The sequence below is a fragment of the Citrobacter sp. C5_2 genome (assembly GCF_014596845.2).
Lineage (GTDB): Bacteria > Pseudomonadota > Gammaproteobacteria > Enterobacterales > Enterobacteriaceae > Citrobacter > Citrobacter werkmanii.
Window position 1 is genome coordinate 3,212,901 of record NZ_CP115032.1, and the last position, 26,678, is coordinate 3,239,578.

Annotated in this window: 20 protein-coding genes; 3 read left to right on the top strand and 17 right to left on the bottom strand. The window is 52.3% G+C overall.

The genetic code is table 11. From position 1 onward, the window contains the following. Nucleotides 1–256: 256 nt before the first annotated feature. Genes mukB through cmoM form a run of 4 tightly spaced genes read right to left on the bottom strand, consistent with a single transcriptional unit; the run spans nucleotide 257 to nucleotide 7,520 of the window. Entirely contained in the window at nucleotides 257–4,717 is a 4,461-nt protein-coding gene (mukB, locus tag ICA20_RS15805) for a chromosome partition protein MukB (protein WP_038639346.1), read from the bottom strand. Further along, entirely contained in the window at nucleotides 4,717–5,421 is a 705-nt protein-coding gene (gene mukE / locus ICA20_RS15810; RefSeq protein WP_038639343.1) for a chromosome partition protein MukE, read from the bottom strand. The genes mukB and mukE overlap by 1 nt, the downstream gene beginning before the upstream one ends. Next, on the bottom strand, nucleotides 5,402–6,724 hold the full coding sequence (gene mukF, locus ICA20_RS15815) for a chromosome partition protein MukF (protein WP_038639340.1): 1,323 nt from the start codon (nucleotides 6,722–6,724) through the stop codon (nucleotides 5,402–5,404). Before mukF ends, mukE begins: the two co-directional genes overlap by 20 nt. Next, a complete protein-coding gene (cmoM, locus tag ICA20_RS15820; RefSeq protein ID WP_038639337.1) occupies nucleotides 6,717–7,520 on the bottom strand; it encodes a tRNA uridine 5-oxyacetic acid(34) methyltransferase CmoM in 804 nt (267 codons plus the stop codon). Before cmoM ends, mukF begins: the two co-directional genes overlap by 8 nt. Before the next feature lie 135 nt (nucleotides 7,521–7,655). Here cmoM and elyC point away from each other — a divergent pair, with 135 nt between their 5' ends. Then, nucleotides 7,656–8,420 (top strand): envelope biogenesis factor ElyC, encoded by a 765-nt coding sequence (gene elyC, locus ICA20_RS15825; protein WP_038639334.1) that lies wholly within the window; start codon nucleotides 7,656–7,658, stop codon nucleotides 8,418–8,420. Nucleotides 8,421–8,512: 92 nt separating this feature from the next. On the opposite strand, the gene ICA20_RS15830 is transcribed toward elyC, so the two are convergent. From ICA20_RS15830 to ICA20_RS15890, 13 genes are all read right to left on the bottom strand, one after another. Next, on the bottom strand, nucleotides 8,513–9,406 hold the full coding sequence (locus ICA20_RS15830; protein ID WP_038639330.1) for a YcbJ family phosphotransferase: 894 nt from the start codon (nucleotides 9,404–9,406) through the stop codon (nucleotides 8,513–8,515). A 165-nt stretch (nucleotides 9,407–9,571) separates the two neighbouring features. After that, nucleotides 9,572–10,318 carry a 3-deoxy-manno-octulosonate cytidylyltransferase gene (kdsB, locus tag ICA20_RS15835; RefSeq protein ID WP_038639327.1) on the bottom strand — a complete coding sequence of 249 codons (747 nt, stop codon included), beginning with the start codon at nucleotides 10,316–10,318 and terminating at the stop codon, nucleotides 9,572–9,574. Beyond that, nucleotides 10,315–10,497, bottom strand: coding sequence for a protein YcaR (ycaR, locus tag ICA20_RS15840; RefSeq protein WP_038639323.1), 183 nt, complete (start codon nucleotides 10,495–10,497; stop codon nucleotides 10,315–10,317). The genes kdsB and ycaR overlap by 4 nt, the downstream gene beginning before the upstream one ends. Before the next feature lie 51 nt (nucleotides 10,498–10,548). Beyond that, complete coding sequence (locus ICA20_RS15845) at nucleotides 10,549–11,781, bottom strand: winged helix-turn-helix domain-containing protein (RefSeq protein ID WP_038639320.1); 1,233 nt, start codon at nucleotides 11,779–11,781, stop codon at nucleotides 10,549–10,551. Nucleotides 11,782–11,822: 41 nt separating this feature from the next. Continuing rightward, nucleotides 11,823–12,800, bottom strand: coding sequence for a tetraacyldisaccharide 4'-kinase (lpxK, locus tag ICA20_RS15850; RefSeq protein ID WP_038639315.1), 978 nt, complete (start codon nucleotides 12,798–12,800; stop codon nucleotides 11,823–11,825). After that, entirely contained in the window at nucleotides 12,797–14,545 is a 1,749-nt protein-coding gene (msbA, locus tag ICA20_RS15855; RefSeq protein WP_038639312.1) for a lipid A ABC transporter ATP-binding protein/permease MsbA, read from the bottom strand. The genes lpxK and msbA overlap by 4 nt, the downstream gene beginning before the upstream one ends. A 36-nt stretch (nucleotides 14,546–14,581) precedes the next feature. After that, nucleotides 14,582–16,846, bottom strand: a complete 2,265-nt coding sequence (locus ICA20_RS15860) for a ComEC family protein (RefSeq protein WP_038639309.1) — start codon at nucleotides 16,844–16,846, stop codon at nucleotides 14,582–14,584. Between the two features lie 205 nt (nucleotides 16,847–17,051). Further along, complete coding sequence (gene ihfB, locus ICA20_RS15865; RefSeq protein WP_003035780.1) at nucleotides 17,052–17,336, bottom strand: integration host factor subunit beta; 285 nt, start codon at nucleotides 17,334–17,336, stop codon at nucleotides 17,052–17,054. Between the two features lie 159 nt (nucleotides 17,337–17,495). Next, a complete protein-coding gene (gene rpsA / locus ICA20_RS15870) occupies nucleotides 17,496–19,169 on the bottom strand; it encodes a 30S ribosomal protein S1 (RefSeq protein WP_003035776.1) in 1,674 nt (557 codons plus the stop codon). Between the two features lie 113 nt (nucleotides 19,170–19,282). Next, nucleotides 19,283–19,966 carry a (d)CMP kinase gene (gene cmk / locus ICA20_RS15875; protein ID WP_032939922.1) on the bottom strand — a complete coding sequence of 228 codons (684 nt, stop codon included), beginning with the start codon at nucleotides 19,964–19,966 and terminating at the stop codon, nucleotides 19,283–19,285. A 171-nt stretch (nucleotides 19,967–20,137) separates the two neighbouring features. Then, complete coding sequence (gene aroA / locus ICA20_RS15880) at nucleotides 20,138–21,421, bottom strand: 3-phosphoshikimate 1-carboxyvinyltransferase (protein ID WP_038639307.1); 1,284 nt, start codon at nucleotides 21,419–21,421, stop codon at nucleotides 20,138–20,140. 68 nt (nucleotides 21,422–21,489) lie between these two features. After that, nucleotides 21,490–22,578, bottom strand: a complete 1,089-nt coding sequence (serC, locus tag ICA20_RS15885) for a 3-phosphoserine/phosphohydroxythreonine transaminase (RefSeq protein ID WP_038639304.1) — start codon at nucleotides 22,576–22,578, stop codon at nucleotides 21,490–21,492. Between the two features lie 213 nt (nucleotides 22,579–22,791). Further along, nucleotides 22,792–23,484, bottom strand: coding sequence for a DUF421 domain-containing protein (locus tag ICA20_RS15890; RefSeq protein ID WP_038639302.1), 693 nt, complete (start codon nucleotides 23,482–23,484; stop codon nucleotides 22,792–22,794). Nucleotides 23,485–23,619: 135 nt separating this feature from the next. Here ICA20_RS15890 and ycaO point away from each other — a divergent pair, with 135 nt between their 5' ends. Together ycaO and focA are read left to right on the top strand one after the other, a co-directional pair. Next, nucleotides 23,620–25,380 carry a 30S ribosomal protein S12 methylthiotransferase accessory factor YcaO gene (gene ycaO / locus ICA20_RS15895; protein WP_038639300.1) on the top strand — a complete coding sequence of 587 codons (1,761 nt, stop codon included), beginning with the start codon at nucleotides 23,620–23,622 and terminating at the stop codon, nucleotides 25,378–25,380. Nucleotides 25,381–25,784: 404 nt separating this feature from the next. After that, nucleotides 25,785–26,642, top strand: coding sequence for a formate transporter FocA (gene focA, locus ICA20_RS15900; RefSeq protein WP_032939923.1), 858 nt, complete (start codon nucleotides 25,785–25,787; stop codon nucleotides 26,640–26,642). The last annotated feature ends 36 nt before the right edge of the window (nucleotides 26,643–26,678 follow it).

A 26,678-nucleotide genomic window follows, 5' to 3' on the forward strand; every position in this document is an offset into this window, starting at 1 on the left:
TGCCCCCTGTTTTCTTTATCATACTTTGGATAGCCAGGCCGTATGCATTCCCCCTAAGTTAGTTGGGGTCGGACCTGTAAAACGCCAATACACGCTGAAGTATGACGAGCAAGCCTGCGATGCGTTAGGCTTACCTTTAGTATATAAACATCAAATAGTTTTTGCCTAACCTAATGTAAAGAAGTCTAAAGAAATCACACCAGGCATTACGTGCTTTTCTGAAAAGCAGAAGGCGGCTATTTAGCCGCCTTCTTCGTTAGCTTGCCTGTGAGGAAGCGTCTTCAGTTCCCGGCAGTGGTTCAGGTAACTGCGGGGCAAACCCGCGTAGCCCCACCACGTGAACGTGCTCGGTGTTCTGGAAGACTTTACGCACCAGTTTATAGGTGGTGCCTTTCTCCGGGCTGATGTTTTCCGGTGCCGCGATAATCAGTTGCATCTGCAAACGCTCGCACAGTTCAAACAGGGTCGCGATGGAGCGGGCATCAAGTCGTGCGGCTTCATCAAGGAACAACAGTCGGCATGGCGAGATATCTTTCCCACGCAGTCTGCGACCTTCGTCTTCCCAGCTTTGCACAACCATCACCAGAATAGACATCCCGGTCCCGATCGCTTCACCGGTGGACAGTGCGCCAGATTCAGCACGCAGCCAACCGTCAGATCCACGGTTAACCTCGACTTCCATTTCCAGATAGTTACGGTAGTCCAGCAGCTCTTCGCCAATGGTTTGCGGCGTGCGTTGCCCCATATCAATCTGCGGATTCAGTCGCTGATACAGCTTCGCCAGTGCTTCAGAGAAGGTCAGACGGTTGCTGTTAAACAGATCCTGGTGCTGTTCATGCTGCTCGGAAAGTACGTCCAGCAAGGTGGCATGCGTTTCACGCACGTTGACGTTCAGACGTACACTGTTGACCTGGCCAAACGACACGTTTTGCAGCCCCTGGTTCAGCATACGAATACGGTTTTGTTCGCGCTGAATCGTCTTACGAATGATGTTCGCCACACTGCGGGAGCTGATCGCCAGCTTCTGTTCACGCGAGGTTAATTCTTCCGTCAGACGGCTCAGTTCGATCTCCATCTGTTCAATCGCTTCCACCGGATCGTCGGTACGAATAATATCCTGACGAATACGTTCACGCAGATGCTGATAAACCGCGACAAAGAACTGAATTTTACGCTCCGGGCGCTTCGGATCTTCAGACATGCGCAACACATCACGCAGGTGTTCGTTATCCGCCACCGCCAGACGCAGCGCACCGAGCGCCTTATCCGACATCGAACGCAGTTCATCACCAGAAAGATATGCCAGCTCGCGACGGTGCAGACGGCGTTCAACGCCGTTGTCTTTCACCATGCGCATCACGGCACACCAGCCGGCTTTCGCCATCACTACCTGTTCGCGCATCTCAAAATAATCGCGTTCCAGTTTGCGCAGTTTGCGGGTCAGGTTGTCCATCTCCGCTTCGCAGAAGGTCAGCGCTTTTTCCAGCTGGTTACGGCGCGCACGGTTGTTACTGAGCTGCGCGTGCAGTTCATCCCGACGAATACGGGCACGCTCTTCAGCACCGCTGTCAGCACGAACGCCGATATCCTGCAGTTCACGTTGTAAATCGTTGAGCAGTTCTTTTTTAGTGTCATAGGAGCTTTTCAGCGACGCCATGACCTGGTTGTACTGGCTTAACTGCGCGGCGTGGCTGCGCAGCGCTTCACGAGCGCGGGTACGTTCAGCTTCCGCCTGTTCCAGGCGTTGGCGCAGTTTTTCGTTCAGATCGCTGTTGCCGCTCAGCATTTCGGCTGAATCGGAATAGCTAAAGTGCGCCCGACGTTGTACGACCTCTGTCAGCGCAAACGCCTGCTGACGCGCATCACGCTGCATCTGCTGGGAATAGGCGTAATCTTCCTTCAGTTGTTCAAACTGCTCAGGGTCATTTTGCAGAACCGAAACCATCGGTTCCAGTTTGGCTAACTGATTGCCGTGCTGCTGCACAAAACGCGCCGCTTCCTGAGCTTCATCCAGACGCTCACGAATTTCGTCCACGCGATCGGCAAGCGTTTCATCGGCCAGCAGATTTAAACGCGGCAGCAGGCGGTTCAGCGCGGAAACCCCCTCTTTCGCCTGTTCAAACTGCATACGGCTTTGCTGGTTATCATTTTCATGATTGGTCAGCGCACGCTCCAGCTCAACGCGGCGGCTGTTCAACTGACGAATCTCCGCTTCTGGATCAGCTTCAAACGCCACCGACAAATGGCTGCCGATAAAGCGGCTGAACGCCTGATGCAGACGCTGGGTTTTCTGGACGTCAAAAGAGAGCGTGGCGAAACGTTCAGACAGCCCTTCACGCTCGGCATGCAGGGTTTCGATACGGCTTTCGCGCGCGGCGCGGCCAAAAATCGGCACCGTTGGGAAGCGGGAATAACGCCACTGACGTTCGGCGGTTTTCACCACCACCGCTTTTTCCAGCTCATCAACGCTGAAAACGCTGTCATCAAACGACTGCGGATCCCCTTCGATAAAATAGAGATCTTCCGGACAATCCGTCAGTCCTTCAAGCTGTTCGGTAATCAGCGACAGATCCGGCACCACGATAGCATGGCGCGACGGACCGTACAGCGCGGAGAAGTACGGCGCATCTTCAAGGCTAACGTCGTCATAAATTTCTGACAGCAGCACGCCGCCGAAGCGTTCCGCCAGCGCGTTCAGACGCTGATCTTCCGCCCCGCCCGGCTGACTTAAACGTTCAATTTCTTCATCAACCGCGTTTTTGCGCGCGCCAACTTCATCGCGCTCAACAATGGCTTCACGCTCGCGCTCCAGCAATTGCTGCAAATACTCGGTCACGTCCTGGCTGGAGGTAAACTCTTCGCCGCACTGTTCGCTAAGTTGATTCAGGCTATTTTGCGCGGCCAGCCAGACCGGCGCGCGTTTCATCAAATGCTGGATACGCGACTGCAGTTGTTCCTGTTCCTGACGCAGCGTCATTCGCTGTTCGCTGGCTGACGATACGCTGTCCGACAAGGCGGCGATGCGCGCTTCCAGTTCCTGATGCAGCGCTTCCAGTTCATCGATATCGAACTGTTTACCCTGGCGTTTGCAGAATTCAGCCAGCAGCCGCTCGGCGTCCTGCTGCTCGCGCAGACGCTGCTCCAGTTCGCTAAGACGCATACGCAACGGCTGAACCTGTTCCGCCAGGTGACGCTGCTCAACGCCTTCCCGCAGCAGTTCACGCGCCACGCTCCAGGCCTCACCACGCGCCAGTGGGCCGTTGATCGCCGCCACCAGCTGATAAGCCTGTTCGAACTGGCTGTGCGCGGTTTGCGCCACGCTCATTTTTTGTTCCAGCGTCAACAGTTTTTCTGTGGCTTCCTGCTCTTTGGCCTGGAAGGTTTCCAGCCATTCGGCAGCGCTGTCGGCTGTCAGATCCGGTAAGTGGCACAACTCTTTGGCCCGGCTTAACGCCTGAATCGCCTGGGTATACTGGATAGCTCGCGTTTGCTGGACATCCAGCGCCTGCTGGTAATCGGCAAGCTGACTTTTCAGCTCATCCACTTCCAGCTCAGCGGCTTCCGCGCGGGCTTCGTTTTCATCCTGGCGGTCAACGGCTTCCGCGACGACCTCATTTTGTTCTTCGAGACGGATCTGTAATTCCTCGAGATCCGCTTCATAGCGTTCAATTTTTTCCTGCTGACGCAGCGCGGTTTGCACCAGATTGAGGTGATCGCTCGCCGCCTGGTAATCAGCTTCCAGATCGCCTTCCGCGCCGTTGTGCTCGCCCAGTTCGCGCGCCATATCCACGTGCTTATACTGCTCAGCAGCCAACTGCTTGCGTGAGGTATGCAGTTCACGACGATATTCCAGCGCTTTATCCAGATGAATACGGCGCTCGTTGGCATGGCGCATATAATCCGCTGCCACATAGTTGGTCGCTTCGCTGATCAAATGCTTAAACAGATCGCGGTCAGACTGAGTTACGCGAATGGCTTCCAGGGTCATGCGGTTTTCACGCAGCGCGGCTTCCATATCCTGGAACGCTTTGCGTACGCCGCTGTTTTCTGGCAGCAGGTAATCACGCAGTGAGCGAGTAATAGCGCTGGAGATACCGCCATAAAGCGAGGCTTCAATCAGACGATAGAATTTACTACGATCGGACGCAGAGCGCAGACGACGGGCAATGATGCCCAGATCGAACATCAGCGAGTGATAATCCGTTATCGAGTTGAACTGCTTAAACTGCACGCCTTCCATCTCATCAAGCTTTTCTTTCAGCTCAGGGAGAGACAGGACGCGCGCCTGGCGTTCGTTCAGCGTTTCCGTAACCAACTGAGTGGGCTGCACCGACATCGGCAGCCCCTGAATGGCAAACGGCTTGATATCCACTTTACGATCGCGACCGGCAACCTGTTGCAGACGAACGCCGACAACCACGCGCTGATGGCGGGAGTTGAGGACGTCGAGCATTGAGTAACAGACCCCCGCCTTCAGCTTACCGTGCAGACCTTTGTCACGTGAACCGCTGGTCGCACCGGCTTCAGTGGTATTACGGAAATGCAGCAGGGTTAAATCCGGGATGAGCGCCGTAACAAATGCCGCCATGGTCGTGGATTTACCCGCACCGTTACCACCAGACAGCGTGGTGACCAATTCATCCAGGTCGAACGTACGGGCAAAAAAGCCATTCCAGTTAATCAGCGTAAGTGAGCGAAATTTACCGCGTTCAATCATTATTCTTCTTCTCCACTGTCCGGCTGATTCTCTTCGGGCTCATCGTTAAGCTGCAGGCGGTTTTCGACCGGCATCGCTTCACCATCACGAATTAAGCGACGCTGTGCTTCGCGCGGATCGTCACCGGTGCGTACGTCCGCGCCAAAGCGGAAGACCGATTCCGTAATACGGAATTTGCTGCTGTCGTGACCCAGAAACCACACCATGCCTAAGCGACGCAGACGGTTTAGCGAAGAACGTACCTTTTCCTGTAGCTTCTGACGGTCAACGTCCGAACCGGTTGAACGATTGTTCACCAGCTTCAGCAGTTTCGCTTCATCCGCCAGCGTCAACAACTCGTCGTATAACTCTTGCTGGGTAAAAATCCCTTCATTCGCCAGGCGTTCCGGGCTGAGATAGAGATAGCAAAGAATTTTACCCACCATCATGTCCAGTTCGGACAGAACCGAACGCGGAATGAGCGTCGTTGAACGCGGACGAAGGTAGAAGAATCCTTCCGGCGCGCGGATCAGTTCCACGTTATAGCGGCTGTAAAATTCTTCAAAATATTCCTGAAAATCCATCAGGAAGGCATGATTATCCAGTTCATCCAGGCCGATATGTCGGCCCGAACGTAAGGCGCTATCCAGCGCCGGAAATAACGGATTCGCCAGCGCCTGCGCCAGCTTTACCGGCATCACTTGTTCAATATTTGTCAATGACATGCGCCTGTACCTTGGCTCCGTAATCATTAATCGGCTGCCATTTGGCTGGCAGTCCGGTGAAATCTGCTTGCGCTACGCCAAGACGTACCGCCTGATCGATAACAATACGCGCGACGTCGAAGTGACGCGCACGTGGATATTGCGCCAGATACTCGCGCACAACCAAACCGAGATCCAGTGGCGTTTGTCTGGATTTGTAGATAGCCAACTGTTCTTCGATGATCGCCGCCAGTTGCTCACGGATCTCGTTAAATTCTTCATATTCCAGATCTGTCGGAAGCTCACCGGTGACCTCTTCGTCACGCAGGACCATCTCTTCATCACGCATATCCAGCAGACGGTCGGCGTTGGCATAAGTCAGCGCCCATGGATCGTCAAAATAAGTCTGCACGGACTGGCGCAAACGCTGGGCAAAGACGCGGTTTTTATCCATATCAATCGCGGTACGGATAAACTTATGCACATGGCGATCGTAACCGATCCACAAATCAATAGACTGCTGGCCCCAACTGATAATACGGTCGAGCTTACTTTGTAAGTCAAACACCAGCCTGTCGACAAAATGCAAATCGTCATGCGCCATCGTGGCATCCTGGATTCGTAGCAGGTTTGCCTGTAGCTTATCCCCCGCCGCTTCCAACGTATCCTGCAGTTCGCGCAGCGTCCCGGAAGTTTCAGAAAGCAGCAGTTCACAGCTGGAAATCGCCGCCCGCCAGTCTTTGTTCAGCAACTGCGCGATATCGTCTTTCACCTGCTGCTGCTGTTCATCCATGATGCGCTGGGTGAGATCGATACTGTCGAAAATCTCCGCCACCGAATATTTCAATGGCGCGTAAACATTGCGATGCCAGTGGAACTCATCGCCGCCTTCCGCTGCCGCATCCGCCGCGCGCTTCAGTTCGCCTGCAACAATCGACAGTTGCATTGAAAGACGCAGCGTAGAGAATTCGCGCTGACGTATGTAGTAATCCGTGATGCCAATCCCGAGCGGCGTTAAACGATATATGGCATTGCCTTCCGCCTGCTCGCTGGTAAAGCGGTTCAGCAGACGTTGACGCACCATATCGTTAATCGCGTTGTTAGCACGTACGCCAATGGTTTCGCTGGTTTGCTCAAACGCATCACTCACATGGCGGAACGCATCCACCAGCTCACCTTCACTCATCTCGCCGTCAAGTCGCTCGCCGTTCAGAGTGGCGACCGCCAGCAGGAACGAAAGTCTGTCTACCGGCAGAGAGATGGAGAAGTCATTTTTTCTGGCCCAGGCAACCAGTTCGGGGACTGTCTGGGAAAATTCACTCATAGGTTATCCTTACATCTGCGGCTCGGGCCGGACTTTTAATCGCGGTGACATGAATATAGCGCCCAAGGCTGATATACGGTTCCTGGCGGCAATAGCGCGTTTCTAACTCAAGTAACATTTCATAGTCGTCATGTTGTTTATGCTTATCCCGCAGATAGTCATGAAACACTCGGACGCCCGTTTTACTTGTTATCTGCCAACCGATCTGTTCCAGCCACTGGTAAACCTGCCCCGGATCGCGTGGGTAGTCCGGTGAAAGCGTACGCTTTTTACGTTTCGGCATCCCCACCTGCACATAGTCAAAGTTCCCTGCGACCATGTTATGCATCAACAGACCGTTAGCATTGTAGAACATTAACGACAGCGCGCCGCCGGGACGCAATACTGACCACAACGTCTGCAACACGCTGACGGGATCCGTCACCCATTCCAGCACAGCATGAAACAATATCAGATCAACCGGGGTTTCCAAATGCGCAGTAACGTCCTGAGCGGCGCATTGTATGAAATGCATGTTTCCGCTCACACCTTTTGCCTCTGCCGCCTGTCGCGCACGGGCGATCATTTCGCCTGACAGATCGCATAATGTCACGAAGTGCCCACGTTCTGCCATCTTGATGGCCGTTTGCCCTTCACCGCCGCCGGCATCCAGAATATGCAATTGTTGCTCGCCGAATGTCGCCAATAATCGATCCAAATCCTGCCAAAGAATAGCCTGTCTTAATTGGCCTTTGGTAGTGCCGTAAATGTTACGGGAAAACTTCTCTGCAATGTCATCAAAATTGCGATCCCGCATCGGGCTCTCCACATACTGGCTTTAGGGTGACTAAGTAAAACCGCTATTTTGTCACACCCGCGCCGAGAATGAACCTTCCTGGTGTAATATCCCTGCAGATCCCCTGCTGTATGGTTAAAAAAGGAACCAAAAAGGATGCTTTTTACGCTGAAGAAAGTGATTGGCGGTATGATGCTGCCGCTTCCGCTGATGCTAACAATGATGGGTATTGGCCTGGCGCTGGTCTGGTTTAGCCGCTTTCAAAAAACAGGGAAAGTGTGTATCAGCCTGAGTTGGCTGGCGCTATTACTCCTGAGTTTACAACCCGTCGCCGACAGTCTGCTCAAGCCCATTGAGGACAGCTATCCCACCTGGCAGGATACGCAAAAAGTGGAATACATTGTGGTGCTGGGCGGGGGATATACCTGGAACCCTCAGTGGGCGCCGAGTTCAAACCTGATTAACAATAGCCTCCCACGCCTGAATGAAGGTATTCGCCTATGGCGCGCGAATCCAGGGTCGAAGCTTATCTTTACCGGTGCCGCCGCAAAAACGAATAACGTTAGTACCGCGGAAGCTGGCGCCCGCGTAGCAAAGTCGCTGGGGGTGCCGGCTGGTGACATCATCACGCTGGATCAACCCAAAGATACTGAAGAAGAAGCAGCGGCAGTAAGGCAGGCCATCGGCAACGCGCCGTTTCTGCTGGTGACCTCCGCATCGCACTTACCGCGTGCCATGATTTTCTTCCAGCAGGCCGGGCTACATCCGCTGCCAGCACCTGCCAATCAGTTAGCGATTGATTCCCCGCTTAATCCATGGGAGCGGGCAATTCCCTCGCCGGTCTGGCTGATGCACAGCGATCGTGCCGGATACGAAACGCTGGGGCGCATCTGGCAGTGGCTGAAGGGAGCGGGACATTGACCGAAATATTGCCTGATGGCGACGCTATCGCGTCTTATCAGGCCTACGGGTCAGCGCAGAATTCCGGGCCGGATACGGTGTTCACGTGTTGATCAGGCGAGCCACGGCAGCAGGGATTTTGTCGCCAGATCAAAGTTGGAACGATTAAAGCGTCCGGTATTGACCAGTTGCGCCACCTCATCCCATAACACATACAACCAACGCCGCCAGATGAATGACTCCGCCACTGGCGCGCGTTGCAGATATTGCCAAAGCAGGCTTTCCGCCAGCGCATTGTCCATTAAGCGGAACAATTCATATTCTCTTGGCGCCCACAGCATCAAGCCCGGCCCCACCATCGCCAGGAGCTGATCGCTACGCGCATCTTTGAGCATGCTGCGTAAACTGAAATTGCCGTGGATCAGCACGCAGTTATCATTAAATCCGGCAAATAAGTCGGGTAAACATTCACGGGTGCGGAACAGAATCCGCTTGTCCTGCATCGTCAGCCCAGTATTGTTGAACTGATTTAACGTGCTCCACAATACCTCGACACGCTGGCGATACCAGGACGGCCAGATGTTCTCTTGCGTGTTATCCACCGCACCCACGCAGCCGCGGCTGTCCTGCCGATGCCATGACAGCAAACCTTCTACGATTTGATCTTTTAAATGTTCCCAGCGCTCGGGCGTTCGGGCAGGCGCTTCCACCGGCACGCCACGTAAACGCTCAAGCAGGAGCACATCAGGACCGGGATGCTCCTCATGCGTTAGGACGCCATAAATGACCGGCATACGTACCGTGCCACTGCGCGCCAGCATAGAGGTTTTCCATGCCAGCTGCTGCGCCATCCCCGGCGTGGTGAAACTTCTCGCCATCAGCGGCATCGGATTACCCTGACTGTCGTACAGTGACCACAGAGCGGTATCCACTTTCTCATTCACGCATTCAATACGACTGAGTTTTTCACCCAGCAGATGGCTGAGTTCGGCACGCAACTGTTCCATTTCAGATTGCCCTCATAAAAGCTACTGCTTTCATAATGAGCGTCGCGCAGACAGATGTCACCCGGATGAGATCAATTGATGAAAAGAAAAGCACAGGGAAAACGTAACGATACGACACTCCTCCCAAAAATAGGCGGTATTATGGGTGGAGTGCCATGAGAAAAACTAACGCATTTCAGCGCGAACGCGCTCAAGATCCTCAGCAGTGTCTACGCCAGTACCCGGTACTTCTTTAGCGACGGCCACGTGAATTTTTTCGCCGTACCACAGCACACGCAGTTGCTCCAGCATTTCAATATGCTCAAGCGGGCTGGGCTGCCAGTTAACATAGCGGCGAATAAAACCGGCGCGATAACCGTAAATACCGAGGTGACGCAGGAAGGTATCGCCTACCGTTTCCAGGCTTTTGGCAAAACGGTCGCGATCCCAGGGAATCGTTGCACGCGAAAAATAGAGCGCATAGCCTTCGCTGTCCAGAACGACTTTAACCGCATTCGGATTGAATGCTTCTTCCGCACTATGAATGGGAGCCGCAAGAGTCGCCATGCCAACCTGGCGTTGCGCCAGATTTTCGGCCACCTGACGAATAATGACCGCTGGGATCATCGGCTCATCACCCTGAACGTTCACAATAACGGTATCATCGCTAAAGCCACATTTCTCGACGACTTCCGCCAGACGCTCGGTACCAGACTGGTGATCGGCCCGGGTCATGCAAACTTCCCCTCCCACCGCTTCTACCGCACGAGCGACATCTTCATGATCGGTGGCAACGATAATGCGCTCAGCGCCAGATTCACGCGCACGCTCCAGCACATGCACGATCATCGGCTTGCCGTTGATATCCAGCAGTGGCTTGCCCGGCAAACGGGTGGACGCATAACGCGCAGGAATAATGACCACAAAACTCATGATTTACTCTCATCCGCAGTCAGAACGCGAGCTTCAGTTTCCAGTAAAACGGGAATGCCATCACGCAGTGGGAAAGCAAGGTTATCCGGTTTACAAATTAGTTCCTGTTTTTCCTGGTTAAACCAGAGTTTGCCATTGCATACCGGGCAGGCAATGATTTCAAGCAGACGATGATCCATAGTTCCTCCAGATGGACCGGATTGTGAATCCGTAAATATTAACATAATCGCTTAACGGGCTGGGGCTATTTCCCAACCATGACGTACGCCAGCAAATATACCTTCGGGGCAGCGCCCCAGCGTCACGCGCGTTGCCTGCTGCCAGCGGGCAAAATCATCAATCGCCTGGAACAACCCTTTTTGCAGAGTAACGCCAGGTTTGACCCCATCCTGTAACCATAGCGAAATCACCTCCAGTACACCTGTTTTACGGTGCATTTTGGCATCCATCCGCCCCACTAACTGCCCATGATGCAGCAAAGGCAGGACAAAATAACCGTATTGTCGTTTCGCTGCTGGCGTATAACATTCCAGCCGATAGCTAAAATCAAATAGCTGCTCTGCCCGTTTGCGATCCCAGACCACCGGATCAAACGGCGATAAAACCGTACTATGCGTTGCTGTTAATTTACCCGCCAATGCCTGCTCAAGCAGCGGTTGAAGATCGCTATGCAACCACAGGGTTCCCAGCCCTTCAACGTCGACCGGAATAATTTGTTGCTGTTCCTTGCGCACATCACACCAGTTTTTTAACCCCGGACGCTTCAGACGATAGTAGTCTGCCAACCATTGTTCGCGAAAAATCCCCAGACTACGGGCGCTGTTGTCCAGCATGACAATTTCGGCTTCCTCTTGTGAAAGCCTGTCACGTTCATCATCCCAGTGCGGCATGACGCGATGGGTTAAATCATAGACTCGCTGGAAATTACGCCGCTCCACCACCATGACTTTCCCGGCAGTAAACAGTCCTTCAAGGTGTCGCTTATGCGGCTTCCATTCCCACCAGCCGTTAGCCCCCTTACGGGGATGTTCAAAATCGGCTGAGCGTACCGGCCCGTTATGATGGATATGCTGGAGTAACTGCTCAATCTCATGGGCATGTTCTGTCATCCACGCCGCTTTATATTTCCAGCCCATTTTCTCCGGCGCCAGCATGCGGTGGCGTATCAGCATAAAGTCACTGCGCGGCATAAAGCAGGCCTCGTGCGCCCAGTACTCCATCAGTTCACCCTGCCGTAACGAGTCATCCAGCCATTGCGGGGAATAATCACCTAAACGACTGAACAGCACCAGGTAAGGACTGCGCGCCACAATATTGATGGTATCGATTTGCAATAAAGACATGCGCGAAATGGTGGCAAGAATATCGGCAGGAGATGCCCGGCGGCGTGTTTTTTTCAGCAGACCTTGAGCGGCAAGGTGAAGATGACGAGCATCCGTCAGAGAAAGGTGCGGCAACGACATTTATGACCTCATAAATGATTCGCTGTCGCAGCTTGAATCCGTTAGCGAGTCAGCGAGATTAAGCTATCCAGCAACACATCAGGCCGTTCGCCTGACAAATGTGCGTCCACAGGTAAATACCACCAGTTATCATCAGCAAATGCGCGGCATTTAACCGCATCTTTTTCCGTCATCACCAGCGTTTGCCCTGCGTCTGAAAACGCACTGACGTCACTGTAGGTCAGAGATTGATGATCTGCCAGCGCAATACATTTTTGTGGTTTGACGCCGCACGCTTCAAGCGTGGCAAAAAAACGTGGCGGATGACCAATACCCGCCATGGCGACAATATTGGTTAGCTGTGCCACATCACGGCGTTCACCCGTGCGTAAATTAACGGCCAGCCCTGGTTCAAGTCGCATGGGAATCTCCCCCGGCTGTGGACTGCCGCCGTTAACGATTGTCGCATCCACCGACTTAAGCCGACCTGCGCGTTCCCGCATTGGACCGGCAGGAAGCCACCAGCCATTGCCAAACCGACGCTCGCCGTCAATCACCACGATTTCAACATCTCGCGCCAGACGATAGTGCTGTAGACCATCGTCCGTCACAATAATCTGCACATCATGATGCGCCAAAATAGCTTTTACCGCATCCGCTCTGTTCGGAGAGACCGCTACAGGCACGCCGGTACGCTGGTAGATGAGCACAGGTTCATCGCCCGCTTCTGCAGTCGTGGTATCCGTTGTCAGCAACAGCGGGTAAGCCGCGGCTTTTCCGCCATAACCACGAGAAACCACGCCTACGCGGATACCGCGTTGCTGTAGTCGTTCAACCAGCCAAATCACCACCGGCGTTTTACCGTTCCCGCCTGCGGTAAGGTTTCCCACTACGACCACTGGTACCGGCGCGCGCCATGCGCGCTTGAGCCCAAGTTTGTAGCATAAGCGGATCCCCCCACTCACCAGGCCATACAGCCAGGAGAGTGGAAGTAATAAGCGCCACAGCGGCGATTCACCAGACCAGATACGTGCGATCATTGACCAAATTGCATTTTGTGTAATTGCGCATACACGCCGCGTTGCTCAATCAGCTCGTTATGGGTTCCGCGCTCAACAATCACCCCGTCTTCCACCACGATGATTTCATCCGCCTGCTCAATGGTAGAAAGACGGTGTGCAATGACCAGAGAAGTACGGTTTTTCTGTAGCTCATCCAGTGCCGCCTGAATCGCGCGTTCGGATTCAGTATCGAGAGCCGACGTAGCTTCATCAAGGATCAGGATCGGGCTGTCACGCAGTAAGGCACGGGCGATAGCGATACGTTGGCGCTGTCCACCGGAAAGCAGTACGCCGTTTTCGCCAATCACCGTATCCAGACCATTATCCATCTTATTGATGAAATCCATGGCATAGGCCATCTGCGCCGCTTTTTCGATCTGTTCGCGACTGTATAAATCGGTACGCGCGTAGGCGATGTTATTGGCAACCGTATCGTTAAACAGGTGCACATTCTGCGAAACCAAAGCAACCTGATCGCGCAATGATGCGAGGGTATATTCGCGCAGATCGTGTCCGTCCATCAGAATCTGCCCTTCATCGATATCGTAGAAGCGCGTGATCAGGCTGGCGATAGTGGATTTACCTGAACCTGAACGTCCCACCAGAGCGACGGTTTTGCCCGCCGGAATATTCAGGTTGATGTTACGCAGCGCAGGGGCTTCACGTCCTGGATAAGTAAAGGTCACATTGCGGAATTCCAGATCGCCGGTAGCGCGTTCGATAACGCGTTTACCTTCGTCTTTCTCCTGTTCGCTATCCAGAATCGTAAATAAGGTCTGGCATGCCGCCATACCACGCTGGAACTGCGCGTTGACGTTAGTCAGCGATTTCAACGGACGCATCAGCGCGATCATTGACGAGAAGACAACGGTAATGGTCCCTGCCGTCAGGTTTTCCATGACGCTTGGGAAACTGGCTGCATATAACACGAATGCCAGAGCCAGAGACGCAATCAACTGGATGATAGGATCGGAGATAGAAGAGGCGGAAACCATTTTCATACCCTGTAAACGCATCTTGTTGCTGACTTTATCAAAGCGTTTGGTTTCGACTTCCTGACCACCAAAAATCAGAACTTCTTTGTGGCCTTTCAGCATCTGCTCCGCACTGGTCGTAACCTGCCCCATGGTGTTTTGCATATTTTTACTGATGCTACGAAAGCGCTTAGAAACCACACGAATCGCCACTGACACAATTGGCGCCAGTACTATCAGGATCAATGACAGCTGCCAGCTGTAATAGAACATCATGATGAACAGGCCAATAATTGACGCCCCTTCACGTACCACGGTGATCAGCGCGCCGGAAGACGATGACGCAACCTGTTCTGAATCATAGGTAATACGTGACAGCAACGTACCTGTAGACTGTTTATCAAAAAAGGAGACTGGCATGCCCATCATGTGACCAAACAGGCGGCGGCGCATGGTCATAACCACTTTGCCTGACACCCATGAGATACAGTAGCTGGAGACATAGCTGGTTAAGCCACGAACTATCATCAGCCCAATGACCACCAGCGGCATCCACAACAGCACCGAGCGGTCAGTTTTACCAAAACCATCATCCAGTAATGGCTTAAGGAGCGATAACATGAAGGTATCGCTGGCCGCGTTAAGGATTAACGCTATACCCGCCACGATCAGACCCGATTTAAAAGGCGCTATGGTTGGCCATAGTCGGCGAAACGTCTGCCACGTAGAGAGATCTTTATCGTTATGCATTCAAAAAACCAGCATTTGTTAGAATAGCCGCATATTCTACCCGTTATCCTCCGACACGCCAAACCACTGATGATACCAACGGGGTAAAATCTGATCCCGCATGCTGCGTATTTGCCAGGTTTGCGGGTAAAAATCCAGCGTAATCTGCCCCTGATGTGGCGTATCCAGCCATTGATAATCTTGTTGCCGATAGCGCCGCTTCACCTTCCAGGAAGGCAGTCGCCAGGCATTGTAACGGGATGCCGAGGCCAGCGCCGCCTGTCCGCCAACCCGCTGAATCAGCGCCAGTGATGATGATGTATTGCTGCCATGGTGTGGAACCTGCATAACAGTAGCCTGCAGATGCGACCAGTAGTGACTTAGCATTTTTTGTTCAGCGGGAGACTCAATATCCCCGGTCAGAAGAATACTCTGATGTCCGTCATCGACTTTAACCACGCAGGATTGGTTATTCCCTTGCGCTGTATTTCCGCGCACCGGCCAATGCGCACTGAACGTTAATCCTTGCCATTGCCAGCGTTCCCCGCGAAAACACGGGAGATGACCTTTCCAGCCTAGTGGGCTTCTTATCCATAAGAATGGCCATGCTTGTTGCAGCGAGCGCAACCCTCCCCGATGATCCATATGCTCGTGACTTAAAATAACCCCTTCAGGCTCGAGGTTATGCCAGCGTAACCAGGGAATGATCAGTTGCTGCGCGCTATCGCCCTCGGGCCATGCCAGACCCGTATCATAAAGAATCGCTTTCCCATTGCGGGCGATCACCATCGCCAGTCCCTGCCCGACGTCCAGCATATGCACTTGCCATGCGTCCGTGCGTGGCGCTCGCCAGAGCGGTTCACTCAGCAAAAATAGCGCCGTGAAACAAAGCATCGGTAGAGTACGCCAGGCATTCAGTCGCCATGCGATGAGCATCAGCCCAGGTGCAAATGCAAGCCATTGCCAGCGGGCATCTATGTTAATCCAGCCTTGAGGCAGAGCATTAAGTCCCCCAAATAACAGCGCCAGAGACCGATCGGCTAAATACCACAGTCCCGACTCCAGCCCTCCCAGACCGGTTAAATGTACGAGCATTCCGGCTAGTATCAGCGGTACGGAAATAAACGTGACCAGCGGTACGGCAAATATATTAGCCACCAATGAAGTCAGACTTATGCCGTGAAACATCGAAATTTGCACAGGTAAAAGCAGAATCGTGATACCCAGTTGCAGATGAGCGAGCGCCAGCAGTATGCGTCCAATGCGAGAGAGCGACCAGGCAGGTAAAGGTACCCACTGATACCAGAATATCAGCGCCGCGACGGCAAAAGCAGACAACCACAGACTTTGTGACAGAATAGCGAGAGGATCAGCCACCACGATGGCTGCGAGACAACAGACCCAGACCGACCATCCGCTCCACTGCCTGCCGCTTAGCTTCAGCGCCCCCCAGACCATCAGCGCGACAATCGTGCGCAATGCAGGCGGCTGAAGCCCCGTTAACCATGCATAAAATGTCGCGCAGATAATCCCGCCAATCAATGGAACCTGCCAGCAAATCCATCTGGTTGGCATAAAAAATTGTCCACCGCGAATCAGTCCTCCCGCCAAAAGTGCGGCAAACGCAATATGCAGCCCGGAGATAGCCATCAAATGCGCCGTGCCGGTATCACGCATAATGGCTTTTACCTCTTGTGACACGGACAAGCGCTCTCCCATTCCCAGCCCCAGTATGACCTGCTGCCAGGGATAGTCGGCGAGTGCCATTTTCAGCGAGGCAAGATATCGCGAACGTAAACTACATTGTGGCGCGATGACCGAAGCCTGTAAGAACCGTCCCGTCAGCGGCTGATGCTGTGCTAACGCATAACGTTGACTGTCAAATCCTCCCTCATTTAATTGACCGTGTACGGCGCGAACTTTCAGCGTCATCGCCCATGTCTGGCCCGCGCAAACGTCACTGGGCAGGTACTGTCCATACAGCACAACTCCTTGCGCAGGAAAGATTCGCCGCCCCTGCAGGTGCGTGATCTGACCATAGTGCGTGGTCATATTGTCGGTTCCAGTTATGCGCACAATTGCCTGCTGGTTTCTAGCAGGAAGCGTATTACCCGCCCAAAGTGCATCTTTCGCCGCCATTATTCCCCAAAGAAAAAACAGCAGGGTCAACCCGGCAAAACGCATATGTTTGTGGGGAAAAAGGCAGAGCAGACATGCCAGACAAAATACAACGCTGATGCTCAGTATCTCAGGTAGCGCGGGTAATAGCATCAGAGGAAGAATGCCGCACAATGCACACGTACTCACCGTTGTTATTTTCATCAATACCTCCCTGTTGCGGGGAGTGTGTAGTAATACTCAACGGTTGTCTGGCGACAATTTACTATTATGCAGCACGCGTTCCGCTGATCTTTGACGGCGGATGTAACATGCGAATTAATTGGGATGGGGATTCCAGCATGGGCCTGCAGAAATGAAAAAAGCACCCATGCAGGTGCTTTCCTCGGCGTTAAGTCTCGCTAAAAACTTAACCGTAAATATTGGCGCGATCGCGCAGTTCTTTACCTGGTTTAAAGTGCGGAACGTATTTCCCTTCCAGATCCACTTTATCGCCGGTCTTCGGATTACGTCCGGTGCGAGGTGCGCGGTAATGCAAAGAGAAGCTGCCGAAACCGCGGATTTCAATACGCTCGCCCTGCGCAAGAGTCGAGGCCATATGTTCCAGCATCTCTTTTACTGCATCTTCAACCGCTTTCGCGGGAATATGAGGTTGCTGGGTTGCAAGTCTTTCAATCAATTCTGACTTGGTCATGATTCCTCCGGTTCCTTAAAGGCATAATTAGCTGCTGCATTGATTAAGGGCGGCCGTAGCCGCCCTTTGTCATTGATTACAGGACGAATCCTGTAATCTGTCAAGCTACTCGTCACCCTTTGTGCTGTTAACGGCACAAAGGATTTAGAGAACTCGATATTACTCGCCTTTAGCTGCTTTGAAAGCTTCAGCCATTGCGTTGTTAGAGAAGTTTGCATCTTCCTGTTTGTTAACAGTTGCGATTGCATCTTTCTCATCAGCTTCGTCTTTAGCACGAACAGACAGGCTGATTGCACGGTTCTTACGATCAACGCCGGTGAATTTAGCTTCAACGTCGTCGCCTACGCTCAGAACCAGAGTTGCATCTTCAACGCGGTCACGGGAAGCTTCAGAAGCGCGCAGGTAACCTTCAACGCCGTCAGCCAGTTCTACGGTTGCGCCTTTAGCGTCAACTGCAGTGACTTTACCGTTTACGATTGCGCCTTTCTTGTTCAGTGCAACCCAGTTGTTGAACGGATCTTCTGCGAGCTGTTTAACGCCCAGAGAGATACGCTCACGCTCTGCGTCAACCTGCAGAACAACTGCTGCGATTTCGTCGCCTTTTTTGTATTCACGAACTGCTTCTTCGCCTGCAACGTTCCAGGAGATGTCAGACAGGTGAACCAGGCCGTCGATGCCGCCGTCCAGGCCGATGAAGATACCGAAGTCAGTGATAGACTTGATTTTACCTTCAACACGGTCGCCCTTGTTGTGGGTTTCCGCGAACTGCTGCCATGGGTTGTTTTTGCACTGCTTCAGACCCAGGGAGATACGACGACGTTCTTCGTCGATATCCAGAACCATAACTTCCACTACATCGCCAACGTTAACAACTTTGGACGGGTGGATGTTTTTGTTGGTCCAATCCATTTCGGAAACGTGAACCAGGCCTTCAACGCCTTCTTCGATTTCAACGAAGCAGCCGTAGTCGGTCAGGTTGGTCACGCGACCAGTCAGTTTGGTACCTTCCGGATAACGCTTAGCGATAGCTACCCATGGATCTTCGCCCAGCTGTTTCAGGCCCAGAGATACACGAGTACGCTCGCGGTCGAACTTCAGCACTTTAACAGTGATTTCGTCGCCAACGTTTACGATTTCGCTCGGATGCTTAACGCGTTTCCATGCCATGTCGGTGATGTGCAGCAGGCCGTCAACGCCACCCAGATCAACGAATGCACCGTAGTCAGTGAGGTTCTTAACGATACCTTTAACTTCCATGCCTTCCTGCAGGTTTTCCAGCAGCTGATCGCGTTCTGCGCTGTTTTCGGATTCGATAACGGCACGACGGGAAACAACAACGTTGTTACGCTTCTGATCCAGCTTGATGACTTTGAACTCAAGCTCTTTGCCTTCCAGGTGCAGCGTGTCGCGGACCGGACGAACGTCTACCAGGGAACCCGGCAGGAACGCGCGAATACCATTCAGCTCAACAGTGAAGCCACCCTTGACTTTGCCATTGATAACACCAGTAACGGTTGCAGCTTCTTCGTAAGCTTTTTCCAGCGTGATCCAAGCTTCGTGACGTTTAGCTTTCTCACGGGACAGCAGGGTTTCACCGAAGCCGTCTTCTACTGCATCCAGAGCAACGTCAACTTCGTCACCAACCTGGATTTCCAGCTCGCCCTGGGCGTTTTTGAACTGCTCAGCCGGAATGGCGGACTCAGATTTCAGACCAGCGTCAACCAGTACTACGTCTTTGTCGATAGCAACAACAACACCACGAACGATGGAACCCGGACGGGTTTCGATTTCTTTTAAGGATTCTTCAAACAGTTGAGCAAAAGATTCAGTCATGTTTAATCTTCAGGTTTCATATTTAACGTCCACCTGGCTCCATGCCGGATGGGGTTGTTTAACATACCCGCTGTCAGTCCATTGCAACGGGGGTACTGCAAATTCGGTCGCACTTAAGCGAGTGCCAGTTTTTGGCGCGCATATTGTAACGCTTTTTCAATCACTTGCTCAATGCTTAATCGGGTTGAATCCAAAACTAAAGCATCAGCAGCGGGAACCAGCGGCGCTACAGCACGGTTACGATCGCGGTAATCGCGTTCCTCGATCTCGGCCAAAAGGCGTTCAAAGTTAACACTAAAGCCCTTCTCCTGCAACTGTAGCATACGTCTATGCGCACGTTCGTGCGAGGAGGCGTCCAGAAAAATTTTCACCGGCGCATCCGGGAACACGACGGTTCCCATATCGCGTCCGTCGGCAATCAGGCCAGGCGCTTCGCGAAACGCGCGTTGACGACGTAAAAGCGCTTCGCGCACGCGGGGAAAAGCAGCCACCTGGGATGCGGCATTCGCCACTTCCTGAGTGCGGATTTCGCCACTAACATCTTCACCTTCCAGAATGACTTCCAGGTTGCCGTCCGTTGAGATAAAACGCACATCCAGGTGTGAGGCAAGCGGTACCAGAGCATCTTCAGAGGTGACATCGACATGGTGATGTAACGCTGCGAGCGCCAGTACGCGATAGATCGCGCCTGAATCTAACAGATGCCACTGCAATGCTTCCGCCATTGCCTTGCACAAGGTGCCTTTACCTGCACCGCTTGGGCCATCAATGGTAATAACCGGGGCAATTGCCGTCATCTTTTTCTCCTTAAACGGGCATACGTTAACGTGAACGCCGCGCATTATACGCGCCAACGACAACGATCGTTATCTTTGTGTGAAAAATGCAGAATCATTGAAGCTGAGTGTAGAAGAAATAGACAATCGGAGATGGCAGAATGTGCCGCACTGGGTAGTGCGGCAATAAAATCAGGCAGGTGTACTAATACGCGCCAACTGTTCGAAATAATCCGGGAAAGTTTTGGCGGTACATTTGGGGTCAAGAATGGTCACCGGGGTATCAGACAGCGCCACCAGCGAGAAACACATCGCCATACGGTGATCGTTATAGGTTGCGATATCCGCAAACTGCAGCGTCGCTGGTGGTGTGATGCGGATGAAGTCATGCCCCTCTTCAACTTCCGCGCCCACTTTGCGTAATTCCGTCGCCATCGCAAACAGACGGTCGGTCTCTTTGACGCGCCAGTTGTAGATGTTGCGTAGGGTCGTGGTGCCTTTAGCAAACAGCGCGGCCGTGGCAATAGTCATCGCCGCGTCGGGAATATGGTTCATATCCATATCCACTGCGTTCAGTTCGCCGTGAGTACAGGCAATAAAATCATCACCCCAGGTAATGGTCGCGCCCATTTTCTCCAGTACATCAGCAAAGCGAATATCGCCCTGCATACTGTTGCGGCCAATCCCGGTGACTTTAACCGTGCCGCCTTTAATGGCGCCCGCCGCGAGGAAGTATGAAGCAGAAGAAGCATCGCCCTCAACCAGATAGGCGCCCGGAGACTGATACTGCTGCTGCCCCTGCACGACAAAGCGCTGGTAGTTCTGATTCTCAATTTCAACACCAAACGTCTTCATCAGATTCAGGGTGATATCAATATAAGGTTTAGATACCAGCTCGCCTTTAATGGCGATCGTTGTATCCTGCGGCGCCAGCGGTGCAGTCATCAGTAGCGCAGTAAGGAACTGGCTGGATACGCTGCCGTCTACCTCAACCTGACCGCCGCTAAAACCACCGCGCAAACGAAGTGGCGGATAGTTTTCCTGCTCCAGGTACTCAATGTTGGCTCCCCCCTGGCGCAGCGCATCAACCAGATGGCCAATCGGGCGCTCCTTCATGCGCGGTTCGCCTGTCAACACGATGTCATTGCTGCCAAGGCACAGCGCAGCGGCCAGCGGACGCATTGCGGTTCCGGCATTGCCAAGAAACAGTTCCACTGCCCTTTCGGCATGTAATGCGCCGCCGTTGCCGATAATCTCGCAGCGGGTGCGATCGGCGGAAAGGGTATAGCTAATCCCTAACGCATTGAGTGCATTGAGCATATGACGGACATCGTCGCTGTCCAGCAGGTTGGTCAGGACAGTGGTGCCATTTGCTAATGCGGCCAGCAGCAAAGCGCGGTTAGAAACACTTTTGGATCCAGGCAGATTGATGGTGCCATCCACCCGCGCAATGGGTTGTAACGTCAGGGATTCCATGAAACTCAACTCTCAAAACAGATATAAAAACCCCACAGGCGGGCTGTGGGGATGAAAAGTACAGCAGATTAACCGCGGCGGCGTTCGAAATCGACCATGAAATCGGTCAGTGCTTTTACGCCTTCAAGCGGCATCGCATTATAGATAGACGCACGCATACCGCCGACCACACGGTGCCCTTTCAGCGCATGCAGCCCCGCAGCGAAAGACTCCTCCAGGAAGAGTTTATCCAGGGCGCTGTCAGCCAGTTGGAACGGGACGTTCATACGTGAACGGTTCGACTTTGCGACATCGTTACGATAGAAGTCGCTGTTGTCGATCACGCCATACAACAGCTCTGCTTTTTGCTGGTTAATTTTATTCATCGCATTAACACCGCCCTGCTCTTTGAGCCACTTAAAGACCAGGCCAGACAGATACCAGGCAAAGGTTGGCGGCGTGTTGAACATGGAGTCGTTGTCATTTAGCACGGTATAGTCAAGGATTGACGGGCATGAAACATGCGCTTTACCCAGCAGATCTTCGCGTACAATGACAATCGTCAGTCCCGCAGGACCAATGTTTTTCTGCGCCCCGGCATAGATTACGCCATAGCGGCTAACATCAAGCGGCGCGGAGAGGATAGTAGAAGAGAGATCCGCCGTAACCACCACATTGCTGTCAAAGTTCGGCGTTTCATCAATCGCAATGCCATCGATGGTTTCATTCGGGCAATAGTGCAGGTACGCGGCGTTGTCAGAAAGCTGCCATTCGCTCATTGGCTTAACAGCGCGCAGACCGTCAACGGTGACTTTGGCATCGATAACGTTTGGCGTGCAGTACTTTTTCGCTTCTTTAATCGCACTGGCGGCCCAGTAACCGGCATCGACGTAATCCGCTGTCGTTTTATCACCGAGAATATTTAACGGGATACCGGCGAATTGCCCACGGCCACCGCCATGACAGAACAACACTTTATAGTTAGAGGGGATGCTGAGGAGATCGCGAAAATCCTGCTCTGCTTCCTCTGCCACCTGGATAAACTCTTTGCCCCGGTGGCTAATTTCCATGACCGACGTGCCAAGACCGTTCCAGTCGCGAAGATCCTGTTGAGCCAGTTTAAGTACTTCCGCCGGTAGCATTGCCGGACCTGAACTAAAATTGAAGACCTGAGCCATTTCCCCTCACCACGTTGTGTTGTTATCCAATCAACATCCTGTCATTGACGATAATCCTGTGACAGACATTGGGTATAAGTTATTCCTGTGGATATCGGTTTTATCATTCAGTGACACGCGCCGCAATGGGTAAAACTGAGCGGGGTAAAAATGAGTCATAGGTCACACAACAGAATCTATCGGATTGACGGGTAAAAACCGAGATTTTCGCTGTCAGGTGACCCGTTTTGCCCGACTGGCCTTCGACCATTCTGGATTTGCGCAGCGCGGACATAATTGATGATCCCCCGCGCTCATTTGCACCACTTCACTACACCGTACACATGCATAGTCGCCTGTTTCAGGCACCACCTTAAATCGCTGTGTACAATGTTTAGGCAGAATGCTGAGTCCCGGTTTTACGTCTTCATCGGCAAAGAAGTAAACGCTGATCTGCCCATTCGTCTCCAGAATAGCGAGTTTCACCTGCCCCAGTTGCTCTACGCCGTTCAAACGCAGCTCCATAAAGAATTCGAATTCCGTCATATTGGCGCGATTAAGCTTTGACCATGACAATTCACCGTCTTCAATGATGACCACTGGCTTACCTTCCAGTAGATCTTCCAGCTTTTCGCTGTGTGACATCAGCCACATGACAAGACGATAAAGCAGCGCCAGGGTAATAAAAACCACCAGCACCGGAATCATCGGCACATCATCATAAAACGCCACATCGCCCGCCGCTGAGCCCAGCGTAAGAATAATCAGCACTTCAAAAAGCGACATCTGCCGTACGCCACGCCGCCCCGTTAGCTTTAAAAACAGAAAAACCAATATAAAGGTATAGAGACTACGCAGCGCAACCTCGCCAAGAAACTCCATTGGCACCTTATCCAGTGCCATACGCTGTAAATCGAATGCTTTCATTTTGTGCTCTTAACATTGTTGACTGTGTGAAAGCATAGCCAATAGTTTTATTTACGCCTGGGCTCCGGCGGCGATAGCGCCGTTCATTGAAAACCCGTATCATTGCGCGCTTTCCGTACGACAAAAGTGATTTTCATGACGCAAACATTTATTCCCGGCAAAGATGCCGCTCTGGAAGACTCCATCGCTCGCTTCCAGCAAAAATTACTCGACCTTGGTTTTCAGATTGAAGAAGCCTCCTGGTTGAACCCTGTGCCTAACGTTTGGTCTGTGCATATTCGCGACAAAGAATGCGCGCTGTGCTTTACCAACGGTAAAGGCGCGACGAAAAAAGCGGCGCTGGCCTCCGCGCTGGGCGAATATTTTGAGCGTCTGTCTACGAACTACTTCTTTGCGGATTTCTGGCTGGGCGAAACCATCGCCAACGGCCCGTTCGTGCATTATCCAAACGAAAAATGGTTCCCGCTGACGGAAGACGATGACGTGCCGGAAGGTCTGCTGGATGCGCGTCTGCGCGCGTTTTACGATCCAGAAAATGAATTGACCGGAAGCATGCTTATCGACCTGCAATCCGGAAATGAAGATCGTGGCGTCTGCGGCCTGCCGTTTACCCGTCAGTCTGATAACCAGACTGTCTATATTCCGATGAATATTATCGGCAATCTGTACGTTTCTAACGGTATGTCTGCGGGTAACACGCCTAACGAAGCGCGCGTTCAGGGCCTGTCTGAAGTCTTTGAACGTTATGTGAAGAACCGCATTATCGCGGAAAGCATCAGCCTGCCGGAAATCCCGGCCGAGGTGATGGCGCGTTACCCGGCGGTAGAGGAGTCCATCGCCACACTGGAAGCGGAAGGTTTCCCGATTTTCGCCTACGATGGCTCGCTGGGCGGCAAATACCCGGTGATTTGCGTTGTCCTGTTCAACCCGGCCAACGGTACCTGCTTTGCGTCCTTCGGCGCGCACCCGGATTTCGGCGTTGCGCTGGAGCGTACCGTTACCGAACTGCTGCAGGGTCGTGGTCTGAAAGATCTTGATGTATTCACCCCGCCAACCTTCGACGATGAAGAAGTGGCTGAACACACTAACCTTGAAACCCACTTCATTGATTCCAGCGGTCTGATCTCCTGGGATCTGTTCAAGCAGGATGCTGATTATCCGTTCGTTAACTGGAATTTCTCCGGCACTACGGAAGAAGAGTTCGCCACCCTGATGTCCATCTTCAACGCAGAAGATAAAGAAGTGTATATCGCCGACTACGAACATCTGGGGGTATACGCCTGCCGCATTATCGTTCCGGGGATGTCTGACATCTACCCGGCTGAAGATCTGTGGTTAGCCAACAACGCAATGGGTACGCATCTGCGCGAAACGATCCTCTCTCTGCCAGGCAGTGAGTGGGATAAAGAAGACTATCTCAATCTGCTCGAACAACTGGATGAAGAAGGTTTTGACGACTTCACCCGCGTACGCGAACTGCTTGGTCTGGCGACCGGCGCAGATAACGGTTGGTATACCCTGCGCATTGGCGAGCTTAAAGTGATGCTGGCGCTGGCCGGTGGTGACCTAGAGCAAGCGCTGGTATGGACAGAATGGACGATGGAATTCAACGCCTCCGTGTTTAGCGCTGAACGTGCAAACTACTACCGTTGCCTGCAAACGCTGCTGCTATTGTCGCAGGAAGAGGAGCGTCAGCCGCTGCAATATCTGAACGCCTTTGTCCGCATGTACGGCGCCGATGCGGTTGAAGCGGCAAGTGCGGCATTGAGTGGTGAAGCCGCATTTTATGGTCTTCAGCCAGTAGACAGCGATCTGCACGCGTTCCCGGCGCATCAGTCTCTGCTGAAAGCCTATGAAAAACTGCAGCGCGCGAAAGCGGCGCACTGGTCAAAATAGTACCAAACAGCCTGCGTTAAGTAGGCTAAATGTATTGTCTGGGCTATATTACGGGGCGCTTTAAGCGCCCTGTTTTTTATTTTGGTCAAATCAAAAAATAAATGTAAAAGCAAGGTTAAATATTAGTAGTTGATATTAAAAAAATTAGCTTATTAATGTGGCTTTTTATCTCAATTACTCCATATTAATTAACCGTCCAACAGGAGGCTGAAAGAAAAAATTCAACTCACTTTATAATTTTTAAAATTTATTTTTATATGTATAATCAATAAGTTACTCCGCATTTGCATAAAAACCATGCGTCTTGCGGGCCTATAAGCCAGGCGAGATATGATCTATATCAAATTCTCATCTATAATGCTTTGTTAGTATCTCGTCGCCGACTTAATAAAGAGAGAGTTAGTGTGAAAGCTGACAACCCTTTTGATCTTTTACTTCCTGCTGCAATGGCCAAAGTTGCCGAAGAAGCAGGCGTCTATAAAGCAACGAAACATCCGCTTAAGACGTTCTATCTGGCAATTACTGCCGGTGTATTCATTTCAATTGCCTTTGTTTTCTATATCACCGCCACAACCGGTACCGGCACCATGCCTTTTGGCATGGCAAAATTAATAGGTGGTATCTGCTTTTCCCTGGGGCTGATCCTTTGTGTTATCTGCGGTGCAGACCTCTTCACCTCAACCGTACTGATTGTTGTTGCTAAAGCCAGTGGTCGTATTACCTGGGGACAGTTGGCTAAAAACTGGCTTAACGTTTATGTCGGCAACCTGATTGGCGCCCTGATCTTCGTGTTACTTATGTGGCTTTCCGGCGAGTATATGACCGCCAACGGCGCGTGGGGACTCAACGTCCTGCAAACAGCCGACCACAAAGTACACCATACTTTTGTTGAAGCGGTAAGCCTCGGTATCCTGGCTAACCTGATGGTGTGTCTGGCCGTATGGATGAGCTACTCAGGTCGCAGCCTGATGGACAAAGCGTTTATCATGGTATTACCGGTCGCAATGTTTGTTGCCAGCGGTTTTGAGCACAGTATCGCAAACATGTTTATGATCCCTATGGGTATTGTAATACGCGATTTCGCCACCCCGGAATTCTGGACCGCTGTCGGTTCTTCTCCGGAGAATTTTTCTCACCTGACCGTGATGAATTTCATCACCGATAACCTGATTCCGGTTACGATCGGTAATATTATCGGCGGCGGTTTGTTGGTCGGGTTGACATACTGGGTCATTTACCTGCGTGGTAACGATCATCATTAATCTGTTGATGCCCATTACACGCAGTAAATAAAAAAT

Excerpts from the sequence above, each read along its gene's own strand:
- mukB (WP_038639346.1), bottom strand. The coding sequence starts at position 4,717 with ATGATTGAACGCGGTAAATTTCGCTCACTTACGCTGATTAACTGGAAT.
- mukE (WP_038639343.1), bottom strand. The coding sequence starts at position 5,421 with ATGTCATTGACAAATATTGAACAAGTGATGCCGGTAAAGCTGGCGCAG.
- mukF (WP_038639340.1), bottom strand. The coding sequence starts at position 6,724 with ATGAGTGAATTTTCCCAGACAGTCCCCGAACTGGTTGCCTGGGCCAGA.
- cmoM (WP_038639337.1), bottom strand. The coding sequence starts at position 7,520 with ATGCGGGATCGCAATTTTGATGACATTGCAGAGAAGTTTTCCCGTAAC.
- elyC (WP_038639334.1), top strand. The coding sequence starts at position 7,656 with ATGCTTTTTACGCTGAAGAAAGTGATTGGCGGTATGATGCTGCCGCTT.
- ICA20_RS15830 (WP_038639330.1), bottom strand. The coding sequence starts at position 9,406 with ATGGAACAGTTGCGTGCCGAACTCAGCCATCTGCTGGGTGAAAAACTC.
- kdsB (WP_038639327.1), bottom strand. The coding sequence starts at position 10,318 with ATGAGTTTTGTGGTCATTATTCCTGCGCGTTATGCGTCCACCCGTTTG.
- ycaR (WP_038639323.1), bottom strand. The coding sequence starts at position 10,497 with ATGGATCATCGTCTGCTTGAAATCATTGCCTGCCCGGTATGCAATGGC.
- ICA20_RS15845 (WP_038639320.1), bottom strand. The coding sequence starts at position 11,781 with ATGTCGTTGCCGCACCTTTCTCTGACGGATGCTCGTCATCTTCACCTT.
- lpxK (WP_038639315.1), bottom strand. The coding sequence starts at position 12,800 with ATGATCGCACGTATCTGGTCTGGTGAATCGCCGCTGTGGCGCTTATTA.
- msbA (WP_038639312.1), bottom strand. The coding sequence starts at position 14,545 with ATGCATAACGATAAAGATCTCTCTACGTGGCAGACGTTTCGCCGACTA.
- ICA20_RS15860 (WP_038639309.1), bottom strand. The coding sequence starts at position 16,846 with ATGAAAATAACAACGGTGAGTACGTGTGCATTGTGCGGCATTCTTCCT.
- ihfB (WP_003035780.1), bottom strand. The coding sequence starts at position 17,336 with ATGACCAAGTCAGAATTGATTGAAAGACTTGCAACCCAGCAACCTCAT.
- rpsA (WP_003035776.1), bottom strand. The coding sequence starts at position 19,169 with ATGACTGAATCTTTTGCTCAACTGTTTGAAGAATCCTTAAAAGAAATC.
- cmk (WP_032939922.1), bottom strand. The coding sequence starts at position 19,966 with ATGACGGCAATTGCCCCGGTTATTACCATTGATGGCCCAAGCGGTGCA.
- aroA (WP_038639307.1), bottom strand. The coding sequence starts at position 21,421 with ATGGAATCCCTGACGTTACAACCCATTGCGCGGGTGGATGGCACCATC.
- serC (WP_038639304.1), bottom strand. The coding sequence starts at position 22,578 with ATGGCTCAGGTCTTCAATTTTAGTTCAGGTCCGGCAATGCTACCGGCG.
- ICA20_RS15890 (WP_038639302.1), bottom strand. The coding sequence starts at position 23,484 with ATGAAAGCATTCGATTTACAGCGTATGGCACTGGATAAGGTGCCAATG.
- ycaO (WP_038639300.1), top strand. The coding sequence starts at position 23,620 with ATGACGCAAACATTTATTCCCGGCAAAGATGCCGCTCTGGAAGACTCC.